9 protein-coding genes are annotated in these 17,076 nt (G+C 63.7%); 7 read left to right on the top strand and 2 right to left on the bottom strand.

What is annotated here, in order from left to right:
* Positions 1–7: 7 nt before the first annotated feature.
* The 5 genes from AB1L88_RS25345 (at position 8) to AB1L88_RS25325 (ending at position 9,352) form a co-directional block, all read left to right on the top strand.
* Complete coding sequence (locus AB1L88_RS25345) at positions 8–895, top strand: LON peptidase substrate-binding domain-containing protein (RefSeq protein WP_367099503.1); 888 nt, start codon at positions 8–10, stop codon at positions 893–895.
* 140 nt (positions 896–1,035) lie between these two features.
* Positions 1,036–1,668 (top strand): GTP cyclohydrolase I FolE, encoded by a 633-nt coding sequence (gene folE / locus AB1L88_RS25340; RefSeq protein WP_367099502.1) that lies wholly within the window; start codon positions 1,036–1,038, stop codon positions 1,666–1,668.
* Between the two features lie 228 nt (positions 1,669–1,896).
* Positions 1,897–4,833 (top strand): FAD-binding protein, encoded by a 2,937-nt coding sequence (locus tag AB1L88_RS25335; RefSeq protein ID WP_367099501.1) that lies wholly within the window; start codon positions 1,897–1,899, stop codon positions 4,831–4,833.
* Between the two features lie 329 nt (positions 4,834–5,162).
* The gene (locus AB1L88_RS25330) at positions 5,163–8,858 is read left to right on the top strand and encodes a hypothetical protein (RefSeq protein WP_367099500.1); all 3,696 of its coding nucleotides are present in this window, start codon (positions 5,163–5,165) and stop codon (positions 8,856–8,858) included.
* Positions 8,855–9,352 (top strand): diacylglycerol kinase family protein, encoded by a 498-nt coding sequence (locus AB1L88_RS25325; RefSeq protein WP_367099499.1) that lies wholly within the window; start codon positions 8,855–8,857, stop codon positions 9,350–9,352. The genes AB1L88_RS25330 and AB1L88_RS25325 overlap by 4 nt, the downstream gene beginning before the upstream one ends.
* Here the strand turns inward: AB1L88_RS25325 and AB1L88_RS25320 are convergent.
* The gene (locus AB1L88_RS25320) at positions 9,288–10,586 is read right to left on the bottom strand and encodes a phenylacetate--CoA ligase family protein (protein ID WP_367099498.1); all 1,299 of its coding nucleotides are present in this window, start codon (positions 10,584–10,586) and stop codon (positions 9,288–9,290) included. The genes AB1L88_RS25325 and AB1L88_RS25320 overlap by 65 nt on opposite strands.
* 588 nt (positions 10,587–11,174) lie before the next feature.
* On the opposite strand from AB1L88_RS25320, the gene metF reads away from it, so the two are divergent.
* Complete coding sequence (gene metF, locus AB1L88_RS25315; RefSeq protein ID WP_367099497.1) at positions 11,175–12,098, top strand: methylenetetrahydrofolate reductase [NAD(P)H]; 924 nt, start codon at positions 11,175–11,177, stop codon at positions 12,096–12,098.
* 27 nt (positions 12,099–12,125) lie between these two features.
* Here metF and AB1L88_RS25310 read toward each other — a convergent pair whose 3' ends face one another.
* On the bottom strand, positions 12,126–15,602 hold the full coding sequence (locus AB1L88_RS25310) for a glycosyltransferase (protein WP_367099496.1): 3,477 nt from the start codon (positions 15,600–15,602) through the stop codon (positions 12,126–12,128).
* A gap of 156 nt (positions 15,603–15,758) precedes the next feature.
* On the opposite strand from AB1L88_RS25310, the gene AB1L88_RS25305 reads away from it, so the two are divergent.
* Positions 15,759–17,066: an SGNH/GDSL hydrolase family protein gene (locus tag AB1L88_RS25305; RefSeq protein WP_367099495.1), complete on the top strand. Its 1,308-nt coding sequence runs from the start codon at positions 15,759–15,761 to the stop codon at positions 17,064–17,066.
* The last annotated feature ends 10 nt before the right edge of the window (positions 17,067–17,076 follow it).

Raw genomic sequence — 17,076 nt, 5'->3', positions numbered from 1 at the left:
TCGGACCATGCCGTCGGAATACAATCGCCAGCATGAGCGGAACCCCTTCCAACATCATGGTTTTCAGCGATCAACACACTCCGTGGCTGGTTCGTCGAGCGTGTCTGGGTCTCGCCCGAATCGACTCTCCGCCCCGAGCAGGATGCAACATGACCGAGTTTCCCGCGCCCCAGGGGTTCCTTGTCTGCCGAGGAGGGAGTCCATGGACCCGGATCAGGAATTGAGGGGATACGAGGGTGTTTGCCGGCTTTTTCCGTTGCCGGAGGTCGTACTTTTCCCACACTGCGTCCTCCCGTTGCACATTTTCGAGCCGAGATACCGCCAGATGACCGAAGACGCATTGGCGGGCGATCGGTTGATCGCCATGGCCAAGCTGAAGGACGGCTCCGACTGGAACGTGGAGGAGGATCCCCCGATCGAGTCCGTCGCCTGCCTTGGCAAGATTTTTGACCACCGACGGCTTGCCGACGGGCGCTATAATTTGTTACTGGTCGGCCTGAAACGGGTCCGATTGCTCCACGAACTCCCCAAGGACGCACTGTTCCGACGCGCCCGGGCCGACCTCCTCGACGACGCATACCCGGAGACCCCTCTCGACTCGCTCCGCGAGGAACTTGTCGGTCAGTTCCGCATGTTCTGCGAGCGGGAAGGGAGGGTGGAACCCGAAATTGCCCGGCTGCTCGACAAGCCCATCCCGCTCGGGGTCCTGGTCGATCTCCTCGGGCATTACCTGGGACTTCCGGGGGCGGTAAAACAGGCTTTTTTGAACGAAACAGACGTGGAGCAGCGGGTGCAGTCGCTCATTCGCATCCTGGGCGTTCAATTGGGCACCGGATCCGAAGCGGATCGAGCCCGAGACGACTCGGGATTCCCCCCCCCGTTCAGCCTCAATTGATCGAGAGCGTTCGAGCCGGGATCCAGGCCCAGGCCAGATCGAGCCTCCGACCCATCCTCTTTCCAACCAGGGTCCGCGTCCGGGTCGAGCATCGAATTCAGCCTGCAAGCTCGCTCGGGTCGAGGTATTGAGACGACGTCATGAACGAGTTCCTTTCCGATTGTCCTGACGATCGGGAGTCAGCCCCTTCCGAATCCTTCCGGGTGGACCTTGATCGGATCCGCAATGCTGTCCGAGAGATCCTGATCGCCGTGGGCGAGAATCCCGATCGCGAAGGGTTGCTCGAGACCCCCGATCGAGTTGCCCGGATGTATGCCGAGGTTTTCCGGGGACTCCACCAAGACCCTCGCGTTCATCTCGCCAAGCGGTTCACCCAGAAGTACGACGAGATGGTCACGGTGCGCGACATCTCGTACTCCAGTTTCTGCGAACATCACCTGCTCCCGTTCTCGGGGAAGGCACACGTCGCGTACCTGCCCGCGGGGAAGGTCGTCGGCCTCTCCAAGATCCCGAGGATCGTCGACGTCCTCTCGAGACGCCCCCAGGTGCAGGAGAAATTGACCGAGCAGATCGCCGACCTCCTCATGGAAGAACTCGACGTGCTAGGGGTCGCGGTCGTGATGGAAGGAACGCACAGTTGCATGACCGTTCGCGGTGTGCAAAAGCCGGGGAGCACGTACATCACGAGCGCCATGCGGGGGGCGTTCCGCGAGAACGTCGCGACCCGCATGGAAGTCCTCTCCCTGATCCACGGCGGGAGTCGAGGGGTTTGAGCCGGATCGCCGGGTTGGCCCCTGCGTTTCCGGGGTCGATCCGGTATAATTTAGATAGACTCCGTGCCATTGCTCTCGGGGAATGTCTGGGCACCGATGATTCACTCGCCGCGGGTCCTTCCCACCCATCGGCTCCTCGGCATGGGCATGCATCACTGCGCGACCTTCCCGAAGCCGCTTGACCGCGTGCCTCCCCGTCCCCCCTCGCCTTGTTGAGAAGCGACCTTCGTGGATGAAACCAGGGCTCGGGTTTACGACGACTTGCGAGGACTCCTCTCCGGATCGCTCTCCTTCGATCCGGTCGCTCGATCGCCTTACCGGCGCGACGGGAGCCTGTTCGAGGTCGATCCCCTGGGGGTGGTCGCCCCCGGTTCGCACGACGAGGTCGCGGCCCTGGTCCGCTATGCGGCCGCCGAGGGCATCCCGATTCATGCCCGAGGAGCCGGCACGAACCGATTCGGGGCGGCCATCGGTCCGGGACTCGTCGTCGACTTCAGCGCCGAGCTGCGCCGGATCGTGGCGATCGGCGACACGAGCGTCACCGTCCAGCCCGGGGTGATCCTCGACGAGATCAATGCACAGCTCGCCCCGCTCGGCCGGCGCCTGTGGCCCGATCCTTCGGGGGCCTGGAGCAAGACGATCGGCGGCCTGATCGCGGTCGGCGGCAAGGGGCCGCGATCGCTCCGGTTCGGTTCCCTCTCCAGGGCGCTGGTCCGGGCCCGCGTCGTCTTCTCCAATGGAGAGTCGGGCGAGCTCGCCTCCGAGCCGATCCTGGGGCCAGACCCGACCGTCCTGGACGAGCCGTTCGATCGATCGCTCCGCCGGCGGATGGCGACGTTGCTGAACTGGCAGGCGTCGACCTCCTCGCGTGGGATCGATGCCGCGAGCGATCCGTATCAGGCGCTCCGAGGTTCCGGGCGACTGCACCTCCAGCGTCTCCTTGACGGCTCGTTCGGCACGCTGGGGTTGATGACCGAACTGACCTTGCAGACCAGCACCATCCCGGGCGGCCAACGGGTCCTGATCTTGCCCTTCTCCCGGCTTTCGGAGGCGGCGGGGGCCATCCCGGCATGCCTCCAGGAAGGCCCGTCTCGGTGTGAGCTGGTTGACTGGCGGATGCTCCGACTGGCCCGAGAACACGACCCGTTCTGGGAGGGGGCGGTGCCGGCGAGCGCCGAAGCGGCCCTGATCGTCGAGTTCCTCGGAGACGACCCGTCCCTCCCTGCCCGTCAGGCCCGGGCGCTGGTCAACCGGCTCGCCCGCGACCCGTCCCGCCTCAATCCGGTCATCGAGATGTCCAGGGGTTCCGACTGCGAGCGGGCCTTGAGCCTGCGGCGAACGGTCGAGCCTCGGTTGATGACGATGAAGGGCCGGGCTCGTCCGACGGCCCTGGTCCCGGCCCTCGACGTCCCTCCCGAATCCTGGCGCGACCTGATTCAGCAGCTCCAGAACGTGTTTCGATCGCTCGATTTCAACTGGACGATCCACGGGTGCGTGGGCTCCGGCGAGATCCGGGTCCGCCCGTTCCTGGATCTGAGCGACCCGTTTTGCCGAGATCGCATGAGGTCCCTCTCGGACGCCATCATCGATGCCGCCGAACGCGTGGGGGGGCGGGCGGCTCGCCCCAACAGTTGGGGAATCACGTCGCCGCGCAGGACGAGTCGGGGCGATCAGGTCGCGGCCGGATTCCGGTCGTTGAAATCGCTGCTCGATCCCATCGACTGCTTCAATCCCGGGGTCCTGGAAGATGAGGCCCAGCCGACCGAGCCGCGACCGATCCGATCATCGGCCCCGCCTCCCTCCGCCAGGCCCGCCAGCCTGCCGATCCTCGAACCCCGGCTCCAGTGGGACGATCGCGGCCCTCTCGAACACGCGATGGACTGCAACGGGTGCGGTGGGTGTCGGTCGTTCGACCCGATGCTCCGGATCTGTCCCAGTTTCCGAGCGTCCCGACGCGAGGCGGAAAGCCCTCGAGCCATGGTCGGCCTGATCCGTGACCTCGCGTCCGGCAGGCTCGACCCCTCGATTTGGGGGAGCGAGGCCGCCCGGAAAGCCGCCGAACATTGTGTCCACTGCCGGCTTTGCGAGCAGGAGTGCCCCTCAGGGATCGATGTCTCGTCGATGATGCTCGAGGTGAAGGCGGCCTACGCCGAGGTCCACGGCCTGAATCCCTCGGAATGGTTCCTCTCCCGAATCGAGCTGTGGTCAAGGCTCGCCGGTCGCGTTCCGGGGCTGTACAACCGGATCATCGGGACCCGGTCGGCCCGTTGGGTCCTCGATCGGATGGTCGGCCTCTCGAAGGACCGCTGTCTCCCGAGAGCCGACCGGACTTCGTTCGTCAAGAAAGCGGAGAAGGTGGGACTCGCGGAACCCGCCGGGAACCGCTCGGGCCCTCGAGTGGTCTACTTCCTCGACATTGTGGCCAATTACTACGACCACTCGATCGCCGAAGGGGTCCTTGCCGTCCTTCGCCATTGCGGCGTCCAGGTGTACGTCCCGAAACGGCAACGCGGCTGCGGCATGCCCGCGATGGTCGCCGGCGATCTCGACGCCGCTCGGGAAGCGGCGCTGGCGAATCTTCGAATCCTGGGAAGCGCGGTCCGGGAAGGTCACACCGTCGTCTGCTCCGAGCCGACGGCGACGCTCATGCTCCGTCGTGAATACCTGAAACTGACCGACGACCTCGACGCCAAGCTCGTCGCGGCGAACACGATGGACGTGGGGCACTACCTGCAGGGACTCCGGTCGCGAGGCCTCTTGCCCCGGCCCCATGTGCCCATCCACGCCAAGGTCGGCTACCACCTGCCGTGTCATCTTCGCGCCTTGAATATCGGCATGCCTTCATTCGACCTCCTCCGGCAGATTCCCGAACTGGATGTCGAGCACGTCGACCGCGGCTGCTCGGGCATGGCCGGGACGTACGGGATGGCCCGCTCTCACTTCCGAGCGTCGCTCCGGGCGGGTCGAGGACTGCGCCATCGGCTTCGGCACCCCGACCTGGAACTCGCCAGCGCCGAATGTTCGACCTGCCGGATGCAGATGGAACAGGGGAACCGGAAACGATCGTTTCACCCGATGACCCTGCTGGCCATGAGTTACGGCCTGCTCCCCGGTCAGATGAGGACCCTCCGCGAGCCTCGCGATCGCCGGTTCGCGCTGGGCTGAGCGGAGCCCGACACCGAGGCGATGGGGCGGCCGGTGTTCCGCCTCGGTTCCGGGAGCCTTCACCTTGACGCAAGGGCCGAGGGCCGATATTGTCCGGCCGATCTTCACGTCTCGCATCCGCTCGCGGTCTGCTCGTACCGTCCTGCGACCCCTTCGACGCGACTCCATTTCGATGTGCCGGGCCGAGCGATCTGCGGAGGATCGAGGCCGCCAATACCGGCCTGGAAGATCTGGCCGAGTGTTTCGATGCTTCGCCGAGGGATTGGCGGGGGGTCCACTCGGAGGGTCCTGACCGGGCTCGGTTCTCGGGTCGAGAGAGGAGTGTAGCCGTGCAGGGTCGCCACCAGAGCTGCGATCGGCGCCGGGTCGGCGTGTGGGCCATCATCGTGCCCCTCGTCGTGCTGGCCTGCGATCGCGTCCGGGCTCAGGAAGACCCGAGGGCCGTCGCGCCGGCCAACCGCGGGCCCGTGATTTTGGCCGCCGATCGGATCGCGACCTGGGACGAGGGAGCGACGCGATGGGTGCGCCTCGTCGGCCGGGCCGCGATCTTCCAGGGGGCGAGCGGGCAGCGGTCGAACCACGCCGTGGTCCGGATCGAGTCGGTCCCCGACCCGCTCGGCGAACGGTATCGTGTGCAAGTGTACGCGCAGGGGCATCCCGATCAGAACCCCTCGGCAACGCCGGCGACTCAGCCTCCGCGACGGTTCGCGCTGGAAACGGAGACGGTCCAGATTCGCGAGCCGTTCACAGGGGTTCCCATCTTCCCCCTCGCCCAGATTCCCGCCGGAGATGCCTTCTTTCTCCGCGCCCATTCCGAGCTGGCCCCGGCACCGGCCCCGGCGGATCCCGGGGTGCTCGCGACTCGGTACGAGGGCGTGGACGTGCCGGTGATCGAGACACCCCCGGTCGTCCCACCCTCCTCGGAACCGGATGAGCAGATTCAACCCGTCACTCTGTTCCAGATTCGACCCGAGGCTGGACCGGATGATCCCTCACCGGCCCCTCGCCGCAGCCCCTCGGTCATCGAGATTCCCCCGCCACCGCCGGGACCTTCAGACGATTCTCCCTTCCGCGATCCCTCGGCCACGCAGTTCCTTCAGGGAGACTCTGTGGAGCCGGACTTCCCGGAAGCGACCCTTCCCGAGATGCCGCTCTTGCCCGAGATCGACATCGATCTGGGCGGCTCCGCCGAGATTCCCGAGATCCTGCCCCTCCCCGACGACGAGCTGGAGGACGAGGCTCGTCCCGGCGGAGGCAACGGCAATCCGATCGCGATCATGCCGCTTGCACCGGGATCGCAGCGCGTGGTGAATATCTATCCGCTCAATCCGAGCCTGACCAAGTTCCGCCGTCTCGCCCGGACCAGCGACGGAACGGAGACCTACATCGCGACGGGAGGCATCCAGATCGTCGTCGACGACCCGAAGATGGGGCTCGTCGACATCACGTCCAAGGAAGCCGTCATCTGGACGCGCAGTAGTCTCGGGGGCGGGCTTGATCTGGGGACCTCGACCCAGTCGGTCGACGACCCGCTCGAGGTGTACCTCGAGGGAGACGTCGACCTTCGGCGCGACGAGCGGGAATTCGCGGGAGAGGACGATCAGGTCCGCTACCAGGCCAGACGGTTCTATGCAGACCTGAAGACCGAGCGGTTCCTTGCCCTCGACGCCGAGCTGGAGCAATATGCGCCGGGATTCCTGACCCCGCTGCGCACCATGGCCGACTCGATCGCCCAGTACCGGGAAGTCGTGAGGGGTCCCGACGGTCAGCCGACGCTGGGGCTCCCGACGATCCAGGCCCGGAATGCCGTATCGACCGGCAGCCCGTTCGCCAACCCCGGGTATCGCTTCACGAGCAGTGTCGTCGACATGTTCAAGCTCGCCCCCGACGAGCGCCGGGGGCCGTTCCGGAGGCGTTTTCTCAATCCGGTCGATGAGCCGACGGAGTCGGACGTCTTCTTGATCGACGCGCGCAACAACACCTTCTTCCTGGGTCCGGTCCCGTTCTTCTACTGGCCGCGATTCCTGACCACGACGGAAGACATCAATCCCCCGCTCCAGCAGATCTCGCTCCGCGCCAATAATCTGTTCGGTCAGATGATCCTGACCGACTGGGACGGGTTCCGACTGCTGGGCCTCCGGCAGCCGAAGTGGGTCGATAGCTGGAATATCGACATCGACTACCTGAGCGACCGGGGACCCGCCCTCGGCAGCGAGTTCGGCTACTTCGGCGACGATCTCTCGACGGAACTGTTCGGCACCGACCTGTTTCCGAATATTGATACGAATTACTTCGGCTACCTGGATCTCTGGGGCATTTACGATCGGGGCATCGACAACCTCGGCGGCGGTCCGGCGATCGTAACCAACGGCCCGCCCCTCTTCGTCGCCTTCCGCAACGGCGTCCCGCCGTTCCAGGACTTCCGCGGCCGCGTTCTTTACCGCCACATGCAGTCGTTCCTGGCCAAGGACGCCGATCCGCTCGACGACTTCCGCGTGCAGCTCGAAGCCGCCTACATCTCCGATCGGCACTTCCTTGAACAGTATTTCAAGCGTCTCTTCGACTCGGGCCTCGACCAGCGAACGCGGATCTACGGAATCCGCCAGTGGCGGAATCAGGCGATCACCGCGACCGCCGAAGCCATGCCGCTCGACTGGTTCACCCAGTCGCAATGGTACCCGAAGGTCGAGTACTTCCGGCTCGGTGACGCTCCGCTTGGGCTCGGTCGATTTTTCACGTATTACCAGCGGACCGGCGTGAGCTACGCGAACACCCACACCGCGTCAGAGGTCAACAATCCCGGGATTTTCTTCGGATTCCTCCCCTTCGACCCGAGCAGCTCGACCAGCGGACCGTTCCGAACCGGCCGGCTGTACACGAATCACCAGATCGACTTGCCGCTCCAGTTCCAGGCGGTCCGAGTCACCCCTTATGTCCAGGGTCAGCTCATCGGGTGGGACAATCAATACACCAATCCGCTGCCCGCGCTGGGATACGACCCTGCACTCACGGCCCAGGACTACATTCGAGGCCCCCAGGGATCGATGCTCGGGCGGGCATGGGGAGCCTATGGTGCGAGAGCCGACCTGTCCTTCTATCGCGCCTTCTCCGATGTCGAGAACGACCTGTTCAACCTCCACGGCCTGATGCACAAGGTGGTTCTCTACGCGGACTACCGCAATGCGTACTCCACGCTCGGCCTGAATCGAATCGGCGTCCAGGAAGAGTTGGATGACAACACCTATGAACTGGTCCGGCGATACTTCGCGCTGAACGAGTACGGGACCGGCGTGCTGCCCGCCCAGTACAACCCCCTCTTGCTGACCCTCCGAAGGACCTCCTCGCCGATCACGGGATCGGTCGACGTGCAGGACAGCATCCAGACGGTCCGGCTGGGGACCTTGCAGCGGCTTCAGACCAAGCGAGGCCCGATCGATGATCGCAGGATCATCGATTTCATGACCCTCGATCTCTCGACCTATTACTACCCCGAAGCCCAGCGCGATAACTTCGGGCTCCCGTTCGGTCAGACGCAGTATCAATACGAGTGGTTCCTCGGCGACCGAACCAGCATCGTGTCCTCCGGCTGGTTCGATTATTTCGACATTGTCGGCGACCCGAGGTCCCCCAACAACAATACCGACGGGATCAGCGTGGTGACCGCGGGTGTCAACATCAGCCGCCCCCCCCGGGGGACGATGTTCGTTGCATACTCCATCCTCAACACGGGCCCCATCAACACCTCTGCCCTGAACACGAGCTTCGGGTACTGGATGAGCCCCAAGTGGTATGGGACCTTCGGCGGCCTCTACGATTTCGGTGAGGGGATGTTGCTCTCAACGACCTTCTCGCTGACGCGCATCGGCGCAGACTTCCTGACGACCGTGGGGTTCAATTACACCCCGCTCCAGGACAATTACTCGTTCGTCTTTGAGATGGTGCCTCGGTTCAGCCCGAGAACCCGAATCGGTTCGGCATCAGGGGTACCGTTCCGACCCGACCTCCGTTTCGCGCCAATCCAATGAGCAAACCGCATCTCTTCCAGTCCAGGACGCACGGCGATGGCGAACCGACGGTTTCGGTGCTGCCCGCACAGGTTCCGGAGCAGGAGATCGACGAGGGTTCAGAAGGACCTCAGATCCTCACCGAGCCAAGGCAGGCGACGACTCGTTCGAAGTTCGACGAAGGGGCTCGTGGGATCAAGCTCGCCATCAGGGCGGAGTCCGGCTTCTTCGCGCACGCATATCGAGGCCTCCTCATCGCCATCTGCGCGGTCATCCTGGGTGTTTCGTCGACCGGCTGGTGCTTCCTCATCGTCTCGGCCGCCTTGGTGCTCGTCGCCGAGACATTCCGGTGTGCGATCATCGCGACGGTCGATCTGATCGCCGAACCGGGCGATCCCCGGGCACGAGCCGCTCGGGAGATCGCCTCGGGCGGGCTGCTCTTCGCCTCGATCACTTCTGGATGCTTGACCGTGATGGTCCTCTCGGCGAAGTTGAGCGAGATGCTTGGCTGGTGATCGAGATGGGGCGGACAGGCGGATGACCCGAGTCGATCCGGAGTCGCTGTTCCAGGTCCATCGGGGCACCCACCCGGCTCACGATCCTGCGAAACTTCCCGGTCTTCGGGTCGGGTCCGAGCCGATCGACGACCTCCGTCCGGATCGACACGACATCCCGGAAGCGGTACATGTCCAGTTGGCGATCCAGGACCTCTCGGAGATGAACGTCGTTGAGCGAAGCGCCCGGCAGCAACTCGATCCGCAGCAAAAACCGGTTGCGTTCCTCCTGGATCGCCTGCCATTCCCGCACCTCGCGGGCATAATCAAACGCATTCTTGAAAACGCTTGAGATCAATTGCCGATAGTGCCCCGTGTCCTCGACCCAGAACGTATCGGCGGTTCGCCCATCGATCCGCTCGACCCGGGGTAATCGGCTCCCGCATCGGCACGGGTCGGTTGCCATCGTGACCACATCCCCGACCTCGTACCGAAGGAAGGGGAGCGTCCGGTTGGCGAGATTGGTGATCAACACCTTGGACCCCGGCGTCCCCGCGGGGACCGGACGATTCTCGGCGTCGACGACTTCGAGGATCGCCCAGTCGCTGTTGACATGAGCCCCGGCGTCCGTCGAACAACCGTTGCTCAGAAAGGTACATTCCCCGGTGGCGTAGTTGTTCATGACATGACAGCGAAAGGCCGATTCGATCCGGTCTCGTGCGCGGTCGGTCAGCACTTCGCTATTATTGACGACCTGCTCGAGTTCGGGGGCGAGTTGGAGGCGTCCCGCCTCGGACTTCAACGCCAGTTCTTCGAGGACCCCCGCGTAGCCGGTCAGGATCGTCGGGCGAAACGCATTCAGACGCTGGACGACGTCCGGATCCGTCTGAGACAACCACAGCACCTTCATGAAGACCCGAGCCGCCCGGGGGATCGACTCGAATACCGTCGCCGAGGGGTAGAAGCCCCGTTTCAAGGTCACGATGGCCAGGCGGGCCGGCGAGATCACCCGCTTCAGGGCCTCGGCCGGGGTCGCTCTCCGGGCGTTCCCTCGGGTCATCTGCAGGCCGAACATCAGATCGGCAAGCCGTCGGTCCTGCACGATCAGCATCGGCTGACCCTGACTCCCGGACGTGTGGCTTGCGATATAGCGCCCCAGGAATCGACGACCTTCATTGGCCGGGTTGTCGAGGAAGCGTTCGAGTTCGGCCCTCCGGATCGACGGATCCGTGACCACCTGATCGAAATTCGCCATGAATTCGGTTTTGTTCGTCGGCTCAAGATCCTCGAGGCGCACATTCCTCGGGTCAATCCCCCGGTATTTCGATCGATAGAACGCGGAATGTTCGATTGCGTGAGCGACGATCGACTGCAGCCGTCGTCGCTGAAGCTCAACGACCCGCTCCTCAGGGAGTCGAGGAATCCGGTTTAGCAGAAGCGATCGCACCGTGAATCGGATCATCGACTCTCTCCTCCCATTCCCCACCCCTTTCGGGTTCGAGTCCCTGTCACCCGAGTTGCCGGAATCAGGGTGAGGTTCACTGGGATGTCGACAGGCGTCCAGGATCGACTCGCCCTGTGGGTGCGAGATGACCTTGCCTCTGCTCGGGCGGACGAGGCGCGAACCTCGTCCTTTCGTTCAATCATCGGCACAATTGCCCGGAAACTCGAAGCCGGCGCAATGCGACCTGCCCGGCAGGTCGTCATCGGAACGCGAGGGGACCAGAGCAGATGCCGCCGAATCGCCCTTGGCCGGGAGATCGGCAGCGAGTACCCTATCGAACACCTGCCTCGGTGATGGAGCGAGGGGAGGGTCTCTTTTTCCGAGTGGACGACGGCAACCATGCACATCAGCGACATCCTGGCCCAGCACCCGACGACCTTCAGCTTCGAGTTCTTCCCCCCGAAGACGGCCAAGGCCTCGGAAGATCTCTTCCAGACGATCAGCCAGCTTCAGGAGCTGCAACCGTCGTTCGTCTCCGTGACCTATGGCGCGGGTGGCACGACCCGAGACCGGACTCACGAGCTGATCGTTCGCATCCAGAATGAGACCAACCTGACCGCCGTCTCGCACCTGACCTCCGTGTGCCATACGCGCGATGAACTGGTGGCGATCCTCGACCGATACGCCGCCTCGGGGATCGAGAACATCCTGGCCTTACGCGGCGATCCACCGCGCGATCAAACCGGCTACGACCGGGCGAACGACGCCTTCCAGTACGCCGAAGAGCTCGTCCGGTTCATCGCCAGTCACCCGACTCCGCCCGACCCGCGAGGCTTCGGGATCGGGGTGGCCGGCTTCCCCGAAGGGCATCCGTCCACGCCGAATCGCCTGCACGAGCTCGACTATTTGAAGCGCAAGGTCGATGCCGGCGCCCAGTATATCTGCACCCAACTCTTCTTCGACAACCGCGATTTCTTCGATTTCCGGGAACGCTGCGAGATGGCAGGCATCACCGTGCCGATCATCGCCGGGATCATGCCGATCACCTCCCGGCAGGGGATGGTCCGCATGGCCGACCTGGCGCTCGGTGCTCGGTTCCCTGCCCGCCTGGTTCGAGCCATCGAACGATGTGCGCCCGATTACTCGAACGAGCAGGTCGCCAAGGTCGGGATCCACTGGGCCACCGAACAGTGCCGGGACCTGCTCGATGCTCATGTCCGGGGCATTCACTTCTACACACTCAATAAAAGTGATGCAACCCGACAGATTTACGAGAACCTCGGCGTGAAAGACTCGATCGCGCTCCGCAGTTCTCCGGTGTAATCCGCCCGGGGCAGCACGCCCACCGGATCACGCCACGTCACGCGCCGCACGAGCGTGGTCGGATGACTGATTGGCATGGCTTCGGAGCGCCTCCAGCGTCAGGCGCTCGTACTGCCTGACCATGTCCTGGTAACGAGCAGGCGAGGCCATTCGCCCCCAGACGCGATGATGCTCAGGGGTCTTCAGAATCGCCTCGATCCGGGATCGCAACGAGTCTTGATCGCGCGGATCGAACATGAAAACGTGCGCAGCCTGCCCCATCGACTCGTCCATTCCGTCCACGTCGCTCTGAATCAGGGGTTTCCGAAGCCCCTCCGCGATCGATGAAACCTCCGGGCTGAGGTCACGCCCAGCAACGTTCACGAAAACATCCGTTCTCGCCAGCGCTTGCTTCAGCTCAGTATCATCGAACATCGAGACGAACCGGGCTCGCGGACCGAGACGTGCGAACGGTTCATGGTCTCTGAGCCAGGACCCGACTTCGGGGATCCCGATGATCTGAACATCCACCTCGTTCACCGATCGGACAAGCGTGGAACACGCATCGAGAATCGCGCCGACCTGATCCCTGTCCTCACCATAGAGACAGGTCACCACCCTTGCCGAGCCTGGTAGGTGGTGCCGGGCGTCCTCCACGATGTCTCCCCGATCTGGCCAGCCGGACGGCATGGGACCAGCCTCGTGAATTACCTCGAAATTCCAGCATGATTCGACCGGAGCAAACAGATTGCGGATCTGCCGGGCGGGGAAGACCACCCGAGAGGCGGTCGAAAACGCTTCGATGGCGGCCTTGGCGGAATTGTCATCCAGGGACAGGAAGGCATCCCGAAAATCGACCGCGTCCCGGATGCTCCAGAGCGAGGGGATCCGTGCAAGCCGGGCCGCGTGCAGGGTCGGAAATTGGTCCACTCCGACTGCATGAATCAGATCACATTCACTGCGGTCGAAGTGATCGGCCAGACTCTGAATCCGGTCCGCAACACTCAGCCCGGGCTCGATGGGCACGACCGAAACCGAAATCCCCGACCTCCGGAGGATGGTCCCCATCGGCCCATCGACCCGGCAACAGACTTCCGGAACGATCCTCGTCTCGTGGCGGTACCCCTCGACCAGGTTCGTGACGAATCGCGACGAACCCCGCCCATCGAGTCGATCAAGATCAACCAGCACTCGAACGGGTTGATGTTTGATCGGCACAGGTGCACCCTGATACCGTGTGCTGATCCTCGGTCGATGCTCATCTCGTGACCACGCCGGGTGAAAGTAGGGATCGCTGCGCCGCCCCCATCGTTCCTGAAACCGCTGCTGTTCGTCGAGGTCGAGCGTCAGCCCGCGTGAAGCTCCCTCAAAATGCAACAACTCTGCTCGTGGTGCGTAGACACATCGGAGCCCCATCTCGGAAAGCCTCAGGCAAAAATCCACGTCATTGAAACCGACGGCGAACCGGTCCTCATCGAATCCACCGATTTTCAGATAGGTTTCTCTCCTCACGAGCAAACACGCAGCAGTCACGGCGCTGACATTCCTCGCCACTCGATCGAGAAATTGCCCATCGGCGTGCCACCAGGGGAGCCCCTTGAACGGGTGGCCAGGCCCGCCGCCGAAGAGATCCGTCACGATCCCCGCGTGCTGAAGACGCCCATCCGGATAGAGCAACCGCCCTCCCACCGCCCCCACTCCGGCGATCTGCCCATAGCCGACGAGTTGGCTCAGCCATTCGGGGCGGACGACCTCCGTGTCGTTATTCAAGAGCACCACGAATTCGAACGAATCGCCAAGTTGCTGGATGGCCTGGTTGTGAATCCTTGCATAACTGAACCCTCTCTCGTCATTCTCGATCCGGATGACCCTGCAGCCGGGACCGAGTCGATCCAGGTACTCAAGGGTTTCGTCCTCCTGACTCCCATTGTCGATGACGACAATCTCGTAATTCTGATATGTCGTCCTTGCGCGGATCGATTCCAGGCAGCGCCGCAAGAGATCCGCCCGATCTCGGGTCGGAATCACGATCGCCACCCCTGGCCCATGCTCCGGAAAATCGAGCTCGAACGCCGGCACCCGGAGCCGAGACGCCCACGCGGGCTGAGCGACCCGAGCAGCGATCCCTCTCCTCCCCACCGCGTCCGCCAGCGCCCGCGCAGATTGCCGGATCATCTCGACCGAACTGGGGTCGAACGGCTCGCTCTCACGTTGATCCGCAAACACAGAACCGACAACCCTGGCCACGCGCGCCACCCGATCCGTGTGTTCGGCGATGCGCAGGACCAGGTCGTAAGTCCAGGCTTGCCCGTACTCTGTTCGGATGCCCCCGATCGCCTGGAACACTGAGCGTCGAACAGCAAGGGTCCCCCCGACCGCTTGATACGCGAGCAACAGCTCCGGGGACCATGACGGGCGAAACCTGGGATGGAACCGGTTACCGTCAGCGTCGATTCTGTCTTCGTCCCCGAAGACCAAGTCGGGAGATTCCGGTGCGTTCACAATCGCAGAGGCGAATTCGAGGAGCGCATCGTGTTGGAGAACAACGTCTTGATTGACAAAAACGAGATAATCACCCGAAGCCTGACCGGCGGCCTTTCGCAGGGCGTCAAGCTCGTCCTGCTCATCCTCGTCCCGAGAGTGGCACTCATCCGTCATCGCCCGTCTCGATCCGGGACCGTCGATGAAGATTACCTCTCGATCGGTATAGATCTGCGATCGCAGTGACGCAACCGTCTCTCGATAGTGACGGGGGACGGCATGCCCCCTCACGACCAGAACCGAAAAGGTGGGCCGATCATTCATTGACCGCAGCTGATCAATACGTTCCTCATCACTGATTTCCTGGTTCTGGAGAAACACCTCGTACGGGTCGCGTCGCGGCGGAATCCATTTGAGGATCTCATTGCGATCTCGCGTCGATTCCAGGCATTCCTGGGCAGGCCCCTCGCCTTCTCCAAGCTTCTCCTGCGATCCCTGAAGTCCTCCCAGATCCTCCACCGCATTCAGCGGGCGGCCCAGTCCAAGACGCTGCCAGGTTGACCGCGCCAATGCTCCAGGGGATCGCAACATTTCTTGAACCGCGAGCGCGACCCGTCCGCTTCGCTCACGGGCTCGGCTCAGGACAGCTCGCATGGGAAACGATCGCAGCGCCGCCAGTTCGGACTCGGCTCGCCGCAGATCCTCGGATGCCTTTCTCGTCGATTCGAACAGTTCGTCGATCCGTTGATTGCGTGCCTCAACCTCCGATTCAAGCCAGGTGGCGTACAGTTTGCGCTCGATCAGCCGCTCCCGGAGTCGCCGGATGCATTGGTCTCGTTCCCCTTTGCGGGCTTCCTCGGCGACGATCGTCGAGGCTTGCCTGGACCGAAAGGTCTCCAGCTCCCGGGTGATCTGCGTTTCGAGTCGATCAATCACCTCGTCCGAGCGGTTCATTATCAGCGTCGAGGCGGGCTCCAAGGTCGAGTGCTGCCCGGGATCAGCGGTGATCTCCGAGACCTTCCGAGATGGCACCTGATCGGACATGACCGGCGACTCCGTTCAGCGGGTCGATTCAGCGGTTGGGCGCAAGCGATCCTCGGAGACCGCCAGGTCGATCCCCGGTGGCATACCGAGAATAATGATCGGGGTCAATCCGAACCGGCACTCCGGTGTCGGTCCTTCCCAATCAGGAGTATCCTCGTGAATCGCCCCCCTGCTCTCTTTGGCGTGCTCGCCGTGCTCGCGGCCTGCTCGCTCGGGCCGGCCCTTGCCAGCGACGACTCACCGTCGGGAATCCCCGCCGATGGCTCGCGCGTGGTCGTGATTGGCGACAGCATCACCCAGGCCGGAGATTACGTCGTCTTCGTCGAGGCCTTCCTGCTCACACGATTCCCCGATCGTACGATCACCATCATCAATCACGGGCTGAGCAGTGAAACCGCGGCCGGAACCAGCGAACCCGATCACCCATCCCGCCGCCCCTGGATCCATGATCGCTTCGATCGCGATGTCACCGCCTGGGAACCTGACATCGTGGTTGCGTGCTACGGGATGAACGATGGCATCTACCATCCGTTCGCTCCCGAGCGGTTCGAAGCCTATCAACGGGGCATGCTTCGCCTGATCGATCGGGCCCGAAACGACGCTTCGGCCCGAGTCGACCTGCTCACCCCCCCGCCCTACGACCCTTACCGGCGCCAGGTCAGCGACCCGGACGCGACCGAATATGGCTACCGCTTCCCGGTCGTGAATTACGACACCGTACTGGCCCGCTACGCCGCCTGGGTCCGATCGCTGGCCGACGAGAACCTGCGGGTCGCCGACGTGAACTCCACTCTTGCCGAGCACGTCGCAGCCCGACGGTCCGCTCGTGTCAGTTTTTCCATCATGCCCGACGGCGTCCACCCCAACCCGACCGGGCACTGGCTCATCGCCCAGTCCTTGCTGGAAAGCTGGGACGCCCCCGCCCTGGTTGCCGAGGCGCGGATCGACGCCGAGACGCTCCGATCCTCGTCGGCACAGGTGAGCCACCTGACGAGGGACGACGAGGGCCTGTCGTTCTCCTGGCACTCTCCCTTGCCAATGCCCATCGACCCGCGCTGCGACCCCGAATCAATCCGTCTTGCCACGGTGGCCGATCGGCTCAACCGATACCGGCTGACCGTGACGGGCCTGGCAGACGGTCGCTACCGACTGCTTGCCGCCGAATCGGCGACCGGCGATCCTCAGCCGATGGCCGTCGTGACCGCCTCGGAACTGGCCGACGGGATCGACTTGACGGGCCTCACCGAATTCCCGACCGTCGTCGCCGCGCAGGAGGTCCTGAACGCGCTCGCGCGCCACCGATCCGCTCAGGCCCAAGCCTGGAGGAAATCCATTCAGGACGACGAGCCCCCGAGCATCCCTCCTCCCGGCGAGGATGGCGACATCATGCGATCGATCCGCGATCTGTGCCGGCCGCGCGACCTGCTCATCCGGCTTGAGCCGGTCGCCGACCAGGCACCATAAGTCCCCAGGG

The sequence above is a fragment of the Tautonia sp. JC769 genome (assembly GCF_040717455.1).
Classification (GTDB): domain Bacteria; phylum Planctomycetota; class Planctomycetia; order Isosphaerales; family Isosphaeraceae; genus Tautonia.
This window is presented reverse-complemented; position numbering and strand designations above follow the sequence as displayed.

What these genes read in the sequence shown, in the direction of transcription:
- AB1L88_RS25345 (WP_367099503.1), top strand. Translation starts at nt 8, where the DNA reads ATGCCGTCGGAATACAATCGCCAGCATGAGCGGAACCCCTTCCAACAT.
- folE (WP_367099502.1), top strand. Translation starts at nt 1,036, where the DNA reads ATGAACGAGTTCCTTTCCGATTGTCCTGACGATCGGGAGTCAGCCCCT.
- AB1L88_RS25325 (WP_367099499.1), top strand. Translation starts at nt 8,855, where the DNA reads ATGAGCAAACCGCATCTCTTCCAGTCCAGGACGCACGGCGATGGCGAA.
- AB1L88_RS25320 (WP_367099498.1), bottom strand. Translation starts at nt 10,586, where the DNA reads ATGGCGAATTTCGATCAGGTGGTCACGGATCCGTCGATCCGGAGGGCC.
- metF (WP_367099497.1), top strand. Translation starts at nt 11,175, where the DNA reads ATGCACATCAGCGACATCCTGGCCCAGCACCCGACGACCTTCAGCTTC.
- AB1L88_RS25310 (WP_367099496.1), bottom strand. Translation starts at nt 15,602, where the DNA reads ATGTCCGATCAGGTGCCATCTCGGAAGGTCTCGGAGATCACCGCTGAT.